At 58.5% G+C, this 12,954-nt stretch carries 12 protein-coding genes; 6 read left to right on the top strand and 6 right to left on the bottom strand.

Features of this window, described 5'->3' with window-relative positions; all coding sequences use genetic code 11:
- Positions 1 to 328: 328 nt before the first annotated feature.
- Together KP001_RS11905 and KP001_RS11900 are read left to right on the top strand one after the other, a co-directional pair.
- Positions 329 to 574, top strand: coding sequence for a DUF6538 domain-containing protein (locus tag KP001_RS11905; protein WP_217285863.1), 246 nt, complete (start codon positions 329 to 331; stop codon positions 572 to 574).
- A 223-nt stretch (positions 575 to 797) separates the two neighbouring features.
- Positions 798 to 1,508, top strand: a complete 711-nt coding sequence (locus KP001_RS11900; RefSeq protein ID WP_217285862.1) for a S1 family peptidase — start codon at positions 798 to 800, stop codon at positions 1,506 to 1,508.
- A gap of 68 nt (positions 1,509 to 1,576) precedes the next feature.
- Here the strand turns inward: KP001_RS11900 and KP001_RS11895 are convergent, their stop codons facing one another.
- The 6 genes from KP001_RS11895 to KP001_RS11870 all read right to left on the bottom strand — a co-directional run bounded on the left by KP001_RS11895 (position 1,577) and on the right by KP001_RS11870 (position 8,252).
- Positions 1,577 to 2,833 (bottom strand): DUF6538 domain-containing protein, encoded by a 1,257-nt coding sequence (locus KP001_RS11895; protein WP_217285861.1) that lies wholly within the window; start codon positions 2,831 to 2,833, stop codon positions 1,577 to 1,579.
- Between the two features lie 322 nt (positions 2,834 to 3,155).
- A complete protein-coding gene (locus KP001_RS11890) occupies positions 3,156 to 3,659 on the bottom strand; it encodes a DsbC family protein (RefSeq protein ID WP_217285860.1) in 504 nt (167 codons plus the stop codon).
- A 2-nt stretch (positions 3,660 to 3,661) separates the two neighbouring features.
- Positions 3,662 to 3,937, bottom strand: a complete 276-nt coding sequence (locus KP001_RS11885) for an acylphosphatase (RefSeq protein WP_217285859.1) — start codon at positions 3,935 to 3,937, stop codon at positions 3,662 to 3,664.
- Positions 3,934 to 4,737, bottom strand: a complete 804-nt coding sequence (proC, locus tag KP001_RS11880) for a pyrroline-5-carboxylate reductase (RefSeq protein ID WP_217285858.1) — start codon at positions 4,735 to 4,737, stop codon at positions 3,934 to 3,936. Before proC ends, KP001_RS11885 begins: the two co-directional genes overlap by 4 nt.
- A 173-nt stretch (positions 4,738 to 4,910) precedes the next feature.
- Positions 4,911 to 7,376, bottom strand: a complete 2,466-nt coding sequence (locus KP001_RS11875; RefSeq protein ID WP_217285857.1) for a methyl-accepting chemotaxis protein — start codon at positions 7,374 to 7,376, stop codon at positions 4,911 to 4,913.
- Positions 7,377 to 7,472: 96 nt separating this feature from the next.
- A complete protein-coding gene (locus KP001_RS11870) occupies positions 7,473 to 8,252 on the bottom strand; it encodes a substrate-binding domain-containing protein (protein ID WP_217285856.1) in 780 nt (259 codons plus the stop codon).
- 242 nt (positions 8,253 to 8,494) lie between these two features.
- Between KP001_RS11870 and KP001_RS11865 the strand changes: the two genes are divergently transcribed.
- The 4 genes from KP001_RS11865 to KP001_RS11850 all read left to right on the top strand — a co-directional run bounded on the left by KP001_RS11865 (position 8,495) and on the right by KP001_RS11850 (position 12,931).
- Positions 8,495 to 9,673, top strand: a complete 1,179-nt coding sequence (locus tag KP001_RS11865) for an MFS transporter (RefSeq protein WP_217285855.1) — start codon at positions 8,495 to 8,497, stop codon at positions 9,671 to 9,673.
- Between the two features lie 837 nt (positions 9,674 to 10,510).
- Positions 10,511 to 11,839 (top strand): hypothetical protein, encoded by a 1,329-nt coding sequence (locus KP001_RS11860; protein ID WP_217285854.1) that lies wholly within the window; start codon positions 10,511 to 10,513, stop codon positions 11,837 to 11,839.
- Entirely contained in the window at positions 11,829 to 12,266 is a 438-nt protein-coding gene (locus KP001_RS11855) for a cytochrome C (RefSeq protein ID WP_216500444.1), read from the top strand. Before KP001_RS11860 ends, KP001_RS11855 begins: the two co-directional genes overlap by 11 nt.
- Complete coding sequence (locus KP001_RS11850; RefSeq protein WP_217285853.1) at positions 12,254 to 12,931, top strand: hypothetical protein; 678 nt, start codon at positions 12,254 to 12,256, stop codon at positions 12,929 to 12,931. The genes KP001_RS11855 and KP001_RS11850 overlap by 13 nt, the downstream gene beginning before the upstream one ends.
- Positions 12,932 to 12,954 lie beyond the last annotated feature (23 nt).

Below are 12,954 nucleotides of genomic sequence, written 5' to 3'. Positions count from 1 at the left end.
AGGTCTCGGGAGTCGGAGCCAGACAATGTCGTGATAGTGGTTGGAGGCTTCTAATTGCCACCCCTTGACAAAGTGTACTATTAATTGTACTACCAGAAACGGAGAGTTGGACCCATGCAGTCCTGACTAGAAATCGCTAAGTACCTGAAATAGGCCACCCCTTCTCGAACCCGTCCGGAAAGAAGCGCTCCTTGGTGCGGTTGAAGTAGCTTGACCCTCGGGATTTGATGGCCAGTTTTGTTTAGTGATTTAAGGCTGTTGCAGGTTGACGCATGACCCAGCTTTCCAATGTGTACTATCGAGTGTACGACTTTGGGAGGGTGGACGCATGGTTTCTGTTGCCGAATTCCTGTACCGCAGAGGATCTTTCTACTACTTCTATATTACGATTCCCACCGACATCAGATCCCATTTCGGGAACCGCCGCCACCTCGTCAAGTCCCTCAAGACACGCCTTCTCTGTGATGCCAAGGTTGCGGTAGAACCCATGAAGGCACGGGTGAAGACAGCCTTCCTGCTCATTCGATCCGGCATGCTGACCGAGGAGCAGTTGCAGAAGACCGTGACCGACTAGAGCCTAATCATCAATCTTTGGTGTCTGTATTGCATGATGTAGGAACAGAGCAACAGCGACCTTCCTTCCTATTGCTCCTCATGTTGATGGCGCCTTTGATCACATCTACCATATTTGCCGTCCTCTGTTTGAACATCAGAGCATGATTTGCGAACCGCCCGTAAAACATTACGGCTAATACGCAGTCCAACTATATGTTGGAGCAGAAAAGGAAAACAACTAAATGAGTATGTTCGATATTGGAGGTGATTATGTCTTCCCGATTATTTCAGGTACTCCTAGTGCCGGAAATACCATGAAGGTGGGAAGATTCCTTGGCACCGGATTCTACATCAACAGCGCAGGTGGCTTTACCACTTGCAAACATGTAGCAGAGGCAATAACTGAAGGTCAGCATCTATATGTCGGCCAAATGAAAGGTCCCACTGCAGGGGATTATCATCGAATCCAGAACGTAATATGCCACGAAATATATGATATTGCGATTGGGACCGTTGTGACCGGACGGAAAACCGAATTCTTGAAGCCATATGCTGGGGCATTCGCATTAGGTGTTGACGTCGGTGCCTTTGGTTACACTGATGCTGGGAAAGAAAACAATATTCTCGGCGTTGACCCAAGGTACCTCAAAGGTCATATCTCACGGCTGGCTGAGGAGCCCTTCGGGTTTCCAACCAAATCATTATGTGAGATGAGCTTTGCCGTGCCGTCGGGGTTCAGTGGGACGGCCGTATTGAGTGAAGATTACCAGTTAGTTGGCATGGCCTACGGTAATGCAGAATCTAAAATACTTAGCTACTCCGTTACAGAAGTTGTTGATGGCAACTCTACCTTTCTAGAAAATGTATACCGTGTCATGGAATTTGGTCTATGCCACACAGTTACAGATCTGAAGGCGGTATTTTCGGAGTTGGGGGTGCGCAGCTTTGAGTAGCTCCAACAATCGGCGGCAGACGGATCGTCACTACGTGCCGCCGCTGCGTCTCACAGCCGTAAATCCAATCACGTATTGCGGATACTCATAATCTTGTTGACGTCAGAGCAACAACTAACAATATGGTTTTCCAATCTGGTGAAGTCGATGCCATACGATAAGGTTTCGACAGCGTTCTTGAGTACCTGAACCGAGTACCCTTTGCCATATCGACCGAACGTTTCTCCTTTGACAACGTGTCCAACCAGTTCGGATACCAACTCTTTTGTCAGGTTCGCTTGTTTCAATTCATCAACGAAGGTATGCCTGAAGGAATGGAAAACCTTTCCTTTGTCCGTCTGGATGTTCTTCGCAAACCAGTTGTTGAAACGTCCTCCCCAATGCTTGGCCCATGACTCGCGCCAACGAACAAATCCCCATAGATTACCTGAGTCTCTTCCCAGTGCTCTGTTGTTGCAAAACTCAATAAACCCCATCTTGAGCAGGGTGGAGTGGATCGGTACGAGTCTCAATCCCGCTTCTGTCTTGGTGGTCTTCTCTCCCTTGCTGTTAATGTCCAACACCCAGATCCCGTCTTCTTGCCGGACGTCGCTTCCTTCCAATTGACATATCTCCTCTTTACGCATGCCACTAAACAGAGCGATCAGAGGAATCCATACGTTGGTTTCGTCACCTGCGATCAGCGGGATGTTCGTAAAGATAGAGTGCAAGTCGTTAATGCTGAATCGTTTTCTCTCGCTATCATGCCTGTTGGAAAGGGTCAAGAGTAGTCCCTCGGCGCAGTTCCGAGCACAGATCTCTTGACGAACAGCCCACCGGAGCATGGATGAGAGATGAACTAAGTGAGTGTTACAGGTCCGTTCTTTGACTTCTGAGATCAGTGCTGACCGAAGACGGATAACGTCTTCTCGCTTGACGGCGTTGACCTTCCTGTCGCCGATATTGGTAATGATCCGTGCGAAAATAGTCTCGTAACCAAGGAGGGTTCGCTTCTTGAGATTCGGTGTCTTTTCCTCAAGGTACATCCTGATGACTTCAGACAGGAGCTTGTCACGGGATTGAACTTTCTCTCTATAGAGCAAGTCGGTCACGGTCTTCTGCAACTGCTCCTCGGTCAGCATGCCGGATCGAATGAGCAGGAAGGCTGTCTTCACCCGTGCCTTCATGGGTTCTACCGCAACCTTGGCATCACAGAGAAGGCGTGTCTTGAGGGACTTGACGAGGTGGCGGCGGTTCCCGAAATGGGATCTGATGTCGGTGGGAATCGTAATATAGAAGTAGTAGAAAGATCCTCTGCGGTACAGGAATTCGGCAACAGAAACCATGCGTCCACCCTCCCAAAGTCGTACACTCGATAGTACACATTGGAAAGCTGGGTCATGCGTCAACCTGCAACAGCCTTAAATCACTAAACAAAACTGGCCATCAAATCCCGAGGGTCAAGCTACTTCAACCGCACCAAGGAGCGCTTCTTTCCGGACGGGTTCGAGAAGGGGTGGCCGATTAAAGGCAAAGGCGGGGCTAGGGACTAGGGATCTGAGACTGAAACAGTGAGGCATCAGGAACAGGGGGCGATGGGGACTAAGGGACGGGGGCGGCAAAACGGTTGGTTTGCCAGCCCTAGTCCCCAGCCCCTAGCCCCTGTTTTTATTTCAGCAGCGGCTCCAGCCTTTTCAGATCGAAGCCTCTTACCATGCTGCCATAAACGATGAAGATGGGGGTCGCGTTCAACCCGAGCTCTTTGGCGATCCGCTCGTGTTCCTGTTGCAAGGCGATCCCCTCGGGCGTGACCTCCGACAGCTTCCACCGGTCAACCGTGCCCGTTGCCACCTCCAGGTAGGTTTTCTCCTTGTCCTTCGCGGAGAGGATGTGCTGCACCTTTCCCTTGGAGGCAGGATGGTTTTTCAGCGGGATAAAGAAGATGTAGCGGGTGACATCGCTGCGCTTCTCGAAGTACGCTTCTGCTTTCTTGCAGAAGGGACAGTCGGGGTCGGTGAACTCTATCACCATGATCCTGCCGTTGCCAACCTTGACCGCCTTGCTGAGGTCAAGATCCTTGGCGGAGGCAGCAGAGGCAACCAGGACGGTAAGGACCGCTGCGACGAACCAAAGGCCAAGGCGCCTTGCTAAACTGCTGCTGTTTTTCCGCATCACTATCCCCTTACCTGGAATCCGGTGAACTCGCCGGTGTATTCGCCCATCTTCTCGACCAGTTCGTCGACCCGGGCCAGCTCCGGCCCCCTGCGGCACCACTGTGCCATCGCGGCCACGTCCGCTTCCTCCCCCTCGAAGCAGGCCTCCACCGAACCGTCGGAGAGGTTGCGGACCCAGCCGGTCACGCCGAGCTGCTGTGCGGTGCGGGCGGTGTGGTGCCGAAAGGCCACCCCCTGGACCCTGCCCCGTACGATCAGCGTCGCTCTCACTTTCATCTCTCCCCCAGCTCCTTGGAACGGGCGACGCAGACGTCGACGGCGTTGATGGTCGCGGCGCGGAAGCCGTCGCGGTCAAGCGAGTGCATGGCGGCGATGGTGGTTCCTCCCGGCGAGGCGACGTTGCTTTTCAGCGCCGCCGGGTGCTCGTGGCTTTCCAGCAGCAGCTTCGCGGTGCCGTAGACGGTCTGGGCGGCAAGTGCTGTGGCCACGTCGCGGGTAAGGCCATGCTTCACGCCGGCGTCGCTCAACGCCTCGATGAAGGTGAGCACGTAGGCGGGGCCGCTTCCCGAAACGCCGGTGACCGCGTCGAGGAGCTTTTCGTCGACGACGCAGGTGGTGCCGACCAGGTCGAATATCCTGCGGGCGAGCACCTGGTCGTCGTCGGTTGCGTGGTAACCGCGGGAGATGGCGGACGCCCCCTGGAGAACCAGGGCGGGGGTGTTGGGCATGACCCGGATCACGCGGGTCCCGGAGCCGAGCATCCCTTCGATGGCGGCGCTTTTCACTCCCGCCATGATGGAGATGAAGAGCTTGCCGGTGAGACCCGAGCCGAGCGCGCCGAGCACCTGGGGCGCTACCTGGGGCTTCACGGCCAGGATGATCGTGTCGCTCATCCGGCACAGCTCGACGTTGTCGGCGTGGACCTGCACGCTGTAGCGCTCGGCGAGCACGTTGCGGCGCGATTCGGACGGCTCGGACACGGCAATTTCCGCGGCCGGCACGCCCCCGGCCAGAAGCCCCTTGATGATCGCCTCCGCCATGTTGCCGCCGCCGATGAATCCGATCCTTTTTTCCATGCCGCTCACCTCCGTCTTTTCCATTACTTAGTGGGATGTAAATAGGTAATAAATCCGGCCCCGATTGTCAATAAAATTGATCCGTTTTAATGCTTACGCTGCCGCCGTTTTCCATGCGGCCAAAAGAAAAGCCCCGCCGGTTCGGCGGGGCTTGGTGACGAGCCTGCTTATTGTCATGCCTTGAACCAGGAGGCGGTCCGGTCGAGGTCTCCGGCGAGCCGGTTCAGGTTGGTGGCGGCATCGCTTATGTTGCGGGCCGCCTCCTCGGCTTCGCGGGTGATGGAGGCGATCTTCTCCACGCCCCGGGAGACCTGCACCGCCACCGCCGACTGTTCCTCGGCGGCTACCGCGATCTGGTTCACAACCGCGACGCTTTGCGTGGAAGCCTCGACGATTTCGGCCAGGGAACGGTTCGCTTCGTGGGCCAGGTTGATGCCTTCCTCCACCAGGTCGGTTCCCTCGCGCATGGCGCTCACGGAGCGCTCGGTATCCTTCTGGATCTGCCCGATGGTGACGGTTATCTCCTTGGTCGCTTCAGCGGTCTGCTGGGCCAGCTTGCGCACCTCGTCGGCGACCACGGCAAAGCCCATCCCTGCCTCGCCGGCCCGCGCCGCTTCGATGGCGGCGTTGAGCGCCAAGAGGTTGGTCTGGTCTGCGATGTCGTTGATGGTGCTGATGACGTTGCCGATCCTCGCGGAGCTGTCCCCGAGGGTTTCGATCATGCGCGCGGCGTTGCGCACCGATCCTGCGATCTGCTCCATGCCGCTCACCGTCCGCCCTACGACCTCGCTCCCCGCCGTCGCGCAGGAAAGGGCGTTGCCGGACTGGGCCGCAGCGGTCTGCGCGTTGCTGGCCACCTCCTCGATGGTCTGGGTCATTTCGGTCATCGCAGAGGCCGCCTGGACCGACTCTTCGGACTGGCTCGACGCGCCCGCCGACAGGTCTCCCGAGGCCTGGGCGAGGTCGCGGGAGCCGCTGTTCAGTCCGGTGATCGCGCCGCGTAGGCTGGCGGTGATTTCGGAGAGCTTTGCGGTTGCCGCGTTGAAGTGAACCGCCAGGGCGCCGAACTCGTCCTTCCTCTGGTCGTCCAGCCGCCCGGAAAAGTCGCCGCTGCCGAAGCGCTCGGCCATGCGGGAAAGCTCGTCGATGGGTTTGCTGATGGAGCGAAGCACCACACCGCTCAAAAGCACGCCGATGATCAGCACCGCGAGTCCCAGGATGGAAACGGTGGCGATGTTGCTGCGGAAGACGGCGTTTACCGACTTCACCGCTTTCTCCTGTTCGGCCTGCGCCGAACTCATCCCCTTTTTCCCTTCCTCGCGCTGGGCGGCGACGTATTCCCTGAGCTTGAGCGCCAGCTGCGCCGACTGCTTTTTCACCGCCAGCAGATGCCCGATGGTGTCGGCGACCCCGTTTGGGGCCAGGAGGAGCCCGCGCACCTCGTTCAGGGAGGCGGTGACCCCGGAGACGGCCGCGGTCCCCCCCTTGGACGCCTTCTTGCCGGCGACCCTGGCCTGGAGCGCGGCCACGCGCTTGAAGGCGGCATCCATGGCGGCCTTGGTGCCGGTGAGCTCCTGGTCGGTTCTGACGCCGAAGAGTTCGCGGATCAACCGGCTGATCTCGGAGCCCTCGGCGATCAACTGGCTGGAAACGCCCAGGATGCCGCTGGCCGCGTCGGCGCCTGACATAGAGGTGTCGAAGCGCTTGCCTTCCCGCGCGAAATCTTCCGACGCCTTCTCTACCACGTCTCCCATCAACACCGACATCTGCGCCAGGCGCTGCATGGTCTGCGGCAACGCCTGGGCGAATTTCTTCTTCTTCTCGTCATCGGGTGCGGACGCGATGGCGCTTTTGAGCGCCAGAAGCCCATCCGGCGAGGTAACCCGTTCCTTGACGTCCGCCGCGCCTTCCAGCAGCGGCTTGGTCCCCGCTGGGTCGACCTTCACCATCTCGCTGGCGGTAAACTTGCGCATGGCGGCGTTGAACTTGCTGGCGGCAATGACGACCGCAGTCTTGCTGTCGGCTGCGGCGATCTCCAGGACGCCCTGCTTCACCTCGCTTAGAGCGTTTCCCGCCGCTTCGACGGCCCGCATCTTTTTGGTGATGTCCTTGACCCCTTCGTTGGACTCGGAAAGCTCGAACATGGAGCCGGCCTGGACCTTGCGCATGGAGGCGTCGAGGGTGCGCAGATTCTGCGAGATCTGCTGCAGTTTCTGTTTCATCAAGAGATCCGCCTTTTGTCCTTCCTCCTCGGCCTTGAGGCGCGACTCGGTGACGGCGATCAGGTCCTTGCTGATGGCAGCCAACTGCTCCATCCCGGCGGACGTCTCCGCGCCGGTGAAGGAGGCAAGCTCCTTGGCCAGCACGGTTACCCCCTCCTGGGATTTTTCCGCCTCAGCTTTGGCGGCGCCGAACTCCGCGCGGGTCTGCGCGGCAGAGAGCTTCATGAGCCCTGCCGTGTGCTCCTGGACGGCGCGCTGCAACTCTATCGTCTTCAACTGGTACGGCGTCGAGCGCTCGGTGAGCACGTTCAGCTTTCCCTTGACGAAGTTCATGCCGATGAGGCTCGACGCGCCGATGGCCACGATACCGATGACGGTGACGGCCATGATGAGGTACAGCTTTCCTTTGATGGTCATGTCAGCTCCGTGAGTGTTTCAGTCCCCGGTGATGCGGGCGCGGCACTCCGGCCTTTCGTGAGGGCCGGAGTGCACGACCTTGAGATGCTGCGAACATCAGTCCTTGATATACTTCTTCCCTTCACCCTTGAAGAAATCCACGATCTTCTTGACCGCGGGGGAGGGGTCGCCCTTGGTGATGAGCATCAGCGGGCGGCTGATGACCGGCGTGTCCACGATCTTCACCTTTTCCTTGTTCCCGGGAAGGTTGATGAAGCCCATGCTCACCGCCCCTATTCCCTCGGGGAACTGGCTGACGTTGTCGATCTCTTTGCGCGTGGTCTCGACTTCGAGTGCGCCCGCCACGTAGGGTGTTCCCTCCATCACGCTCTTCTGGAACACCTTCCGGGTGGCGGAGCCCAGGTGCGAGGTGACCACTATGACGGAAAGGTCCGGACCGCCGACTTTGCTCCAGTTGTCGATGGTCCCGTTGTGCAGTCCCTTCAATTGCTCCTTGGTCAACTTGGAGACCGGGTTCGCCGGGTTGACGATCACCTTGATGATGTCGTCGGTGATGACGTTGGGCTTCAGGTCGCCCGTGGCTGCCTTGCCTGAGGCGTCCTTCATGCTGGCGACGGCATCGGCAAGTTCCTCCGAGGCCATGGCCGCGTCGCACTTGCCGGCCACCAGGTCCTCGACGCCGTTGCCGGTACCGTTGCCGACCAGGACAATGTCGATACCAGTGGCCTTTTTCAGAGCGTCTTTGCCCGGTTCCATGATGCGCTTTTGAACCGTGGTGGAGCCATGCAGACGCACTGTTTCAGCCGTCGCCATGCCTGAGAACACCGTCATACCGGCCACCAGCGCGCACCCTGTTAAAATCGCCTTTGTTACCATAGGTTCCTGCCTCCTTGATTGAGGTTGAGATTCTTTCTATTTATCGGCACAACGGACCTCCACTTTAGGAAGGTACAGTCTAAAAAGATGACGTTAGTTGGCATAAGAAAAAATGGAAATGTCAGGATGAGGAGGCTGAAACACACGGTAAAGGGTAGACTGCTTCTGTGTGTCTTTTTTTGAGCGAAGGATGATGCTATGTAAGTGTACAGATGAGGGTCCTTGAGACGCGGAGGTGCGACGTGTTCAAAGGCATTACCGGCAACGTGCTCGTTCTGGGACTGGTGAGTTTCTTCACCGATGTCTCAAGCGAGATGATCTACCCGCTGCTCCCTCTGTTTCTCACGGGCCAGCTCGGGGCCGGCCCCGCTTTTCTCGGCGCCATCGAAGGTGTTGCCGAATCCACCGCCTCGCTCCTGAAGCTCTTATCCGGCATAGTGTCAGACCGGGTGCGCAGGAGAAAACGTCTGGTACTTATAGGGTACTCGATATCGAGTCTGATGCGCCCGCTGATAGGGAGTGCGGCGTCGCCTCTGGCTGTGCTGCTGATCCGGACCGGCGACCGGGTCGGCAAGGGGATTCGCACCTCGCCGCGCGACGCGCTCATCGCCGACTCAGTTGAGCCGTCCCTGCGGGGCAAGGCCTACGGCTTCCATCGCTCCATGGATCACGCCGGCGCACTGGTGGGGCCGCTGGTGGCAACCTTCCTGCTCGCCTATTTCGTCACGGACCTGCGCTACCTGTTCTGGCTGGCGGGGATTCCCGGCCTGGTCGCCGTGCTCCTGATTGTCTGGAAGGTAAACGAGACGGGGCACACGCCGCTGCCAAAGACGGGGCTGCAACTCGTCGCGCTCCCCCCGGGGAGACTGAGAAGGTACCTGCTGATCCTGTTTCTTTTCACCCTGGGCAACTCCTCGGACGCGTTCCTGCTGCTAAAGGCTGGCGCCGTCGGCACACCCTCCTACCGGCTGCCGCTTTTGTGGGCCTTCTTCCACCTGGTCAAGATGCTCTCGTCCATGCCGTTTGGGGCGCTCTCCGATCGCATCGGCAGGCGAAGCGTGATCGTCGCGGGGTGGTGCGTCTATGCGGTTTCCTACCTCGGCTTCGGTCTGGCGCGAAGCGAGTGGCAGATATGGCTCCTCTTCGCCGTGTACGGCCTGTTCTTCGGCCTGACCGAGGGAGCCGAGAAGGCGTACCTGGCGGACATGGCTGAGTCCGGTCAGCGCGGGTCCGCCTTTGGCTGGTACAACTTTGCGGTCGGCGTGGGCGCCTTACCCGCGAGCCTCATCTTCGGCGGCATCTGGCAGTACGAGGGGAACGTCGCGCCATTTATTTTTGGAGCGTCGCTCGCCGGTGTAGCCGCGGCAGCACTCCTGCTGCTGGTCAAGGCGCCGGCTGCCGCAGGCAAGGAAATCTCCTGACGCCGTCCACTATTGCTCAACGCCCTCCAGCCAACTTTCACTCTCTGGCTCCAGTATTTCTGTCAGTGCAACGTTCCCCTCTCTCATTGTCGCGTGGGACTTATTTCACGCCAATGTCACTTTTCTCCTAAAGTCTGTATTAGCGTTGCCGATTAGGCTGCTCTGTGAGGTAATTGAAGCCGCTGCGTCAAATTTATCATTTTCATGTGTCAAAGTTTTGATTTTTTTGAGCTTGATGTAGTCAGTCTCAAGGTTGTGAGTGACGCTACTTCAGATGCTTATGACGTTGGTAAAGATCGTGCACACAGAGTTTAACGCGTTAATTATCAAAGAGTAGTAAACGGCGACTATACGAACCTCTGTGACAGCGGACCATCAAGCGAATATTTTATAACGACCCGTTTTATAAAAGTAACCTCTGTCTCTGGCTCACATGATTTCGCTCTCCATCACCTGCGAAAGGTGGTGACAACTAAATGACCCAGTTACCCACTGGGTGCAGGGCGGTGCGAACAGTCATAAATCGAGTAGAAGCATGTTTAGAGTTTTTCCTGCAAATGCAGTGCAAGGCCGTCTTTTTGTAACAACCTTAAAAAAAGTCGAGCACATCGAGCATTTTCTGTTGCTGGGTTATTGCTAATTGAGTTGTGGCGGATGTGCCAGCACGTCCAAGAAGTATTCCCAAGATTTCCAACTTCGAGAAGCGGCTAATGACATCGTCCGGTGGCGATGGTTCGCGCCGCCTCATAGCGTGTCGAACCGCATTGTCGCGTACGGTCAAAGCAACAGCGGATTTTATCAGACCACGATTCACACTACGAAAAAGGAGGGGATGTCTTGATAAGCCACGAGAAAAGATCAGGACGCGAACAAAGTAGTCTCCTGAAGATTGCGTGGGTGGTGCTTGCCGCGTCGTCGGTGACCCTGGCCCAGCCGGTTATGGCTGCGGACTACACCATCACCGGCAGCTCCAACACCTACCTGCGCATGACCCGGACCATCAACAAGGACGACCTCTACCCGCTGTACGAGTACCTGCGCTTCTCGGTCACCGCGGCGGAGAAGGACGGCAGCGCCACCTCGCTCCACGTGGGGGCCTGGGGCCGCGTCGATCTCTTCGACAAGTCGACTGACCACTACACCGACGGCGACCTCCAGTACGGCTACCTGAGCTACCAGGCCGCGAAGAACAACCTGGTGGTCAACGCAGGACGCCAGTTCATCACCGAGGGTGTCGCCACCGAGAGAGTCGACGGCCTGTACGTGCGCAGCGACTTCGCCGCCGGGATCACCGCTGCGGCCTTTGCCGGTTCGCCCGTGGTGACCACTCCCAACTACAAGGGGGGGGACTTCATCTACGGCGGACGTGTGGCCCAGGGCAAGCCCGGGCTCTACTCGGTCGGCGTGAGCGCCCTCAGAGACGAGAGCGACAAGGCGCATGACCGCGAGGAAGAGGGAATCGACCTCTGGGTTCACCCGGTGAAGCAGGTAGACCTTACCGGGCGCTCCTCCTACAACTCCATCACCGGCGGGTGGATGGAGCATGCCTACACCCTCTCCGTGGCCCCCGTCGACGCGGTGACCGTCAGCGCCGACTTCTCCAGGATCAACTATGAAGACTACTTCTACAGCGTGACCACCACCGCCTTCGCCCTCGCCGGCAACGGCGGGCTGCTCGATCCCAGGGAAAAGGTGACCGCGGCCGGTGTCAGCGCGGCCTGGACCCCGGTGAAGAACCTGACCGTGGCGGCCGAGTACAAGAACTACGGTTACGAACTCCTGGGCTCCGCTGACTACGTGGGAGGCAAGGTGGCCTACACCACCGCCGATGCGCTTTCGCTGGGGGCCTCCGGGCACCGGATGGACGGTTCCAGCGACCGCACCCGCTACTACGACTACCGGCTCTATGCATTGAAGAAGAGCGGCCACGCCGAGTTCGGCGTCGACTTCTACAACGTCCTCTTCGATCGACCCATCGACGGCGTGAAGAGCAGCTACGCACTCACCGGCATCGCGGGTTACGAGGTCACCGAAAAGCTCAAGGTAGGTGGGGACATCGAGTACTCGCAGAGCCCGGATTTCGACAAGGAGTGGCGAGCGCTCGTGAAGGTTGCCTATGCTTTCGATATGAAGTGCGGCGAAAAGGGGGGCAAGAGTGAAAAGTAAAATACTGATTCTGTTGATGATGCCGCTCATGGCTTGCCTGCTCTTTGCCTGTGCCAACACCAAGAGCGGTGCGCTGATCCACCCGGAGGCGGTGACCGGTACGCCCAACTGTACCGAGTGCCACACCGATGCCTACGCGGCGATGAACCACCAGGCCGTCGACTTCTTCAAAAAGCACAGCGTCTTCGCCAGCAACGCCAGAAGGGCTTGTGCTTCCTGCCACGCCGAATCCTTCTGCTCCGACTGCCATGCGCACAAAGAAGAGCTGAAGCCGAACGTGAAGTTCTCCGAGGCGGTGGAAAGGAACCTGCCGCACAGGGGCGACTACATGAGCCAGCACAGGATCGACGGCAAGATCAACCCTGCGTCGTGCGCCAAGTGTCACGGGCGTACCAACAACGAGAGGTGCCTGACATGCCACAAATGACGACCAAAGTTCTGTCTTTTGCCGTTCTTGGTGCGCTGGCGCTGGCCCTGTCGGGTTGCGGGGATGCAAACCCGCAGGCGACCTTCGACCCCGCGGCCGGCAAGCATCCGGCTAACTGGCTCCCCGCCGGTCACAGCGTGGCCGCCGAGGAAGACATCAGCGGCTGCGCCGAATGTCACGGCGAAGACCTCAAGGGCGGTGGTATCGCCAAGAAATCCTGCATGAACGATCCGCAGGATCAGCAGAGCACGGGATGCCACGCCGGCAGCGCCACCTCGGTCCACCCGGTCCTTTGGGGGCAGGTAGCCTACGCCATGCACCCCGGTTACGTCAGGGCAAAAGGGACCGCGTCCTGCGCCGTTGCCGAATGCCACGGCACCAATCTCCTTGGCGGCGCGAGCGCCCCTTCCTGCGGCATCTACTGCCACCGCGGGGGGGACGCGAACGCACCCCAGATCCACGCGTGGGGGGGCATCGGCGCGGATACGGCAGCCGATATCACGGGTCACATCCAATGGATGGCGAACCCGTTCACCCACGTCAACGGTCACTTGAATTACGAGACCTGCCGTAATGAATTCTGCCACGGCGCCAATCTGCAGGGCGTCTGGTTGAGCGGGCCAGCATGCACCAAGTGCCATAACGGCGGAGCGCCGGCGGAGTAATAGCCTGATTGTTCCTTCATTCA

Source organism: Geomonas subterranea, assembly GCF_019063845.1.
In the GTDB taxonomy this organism is placed as follows: Bacteria; Desulfobacterota; Desulfuromonadia; order Geobacterales; family Geobacteraceae; genus Geomonas; species Geomonas subterranea.
This window is presented reverse-complemented; position numbering and strand designations above follow the sequence as displayed.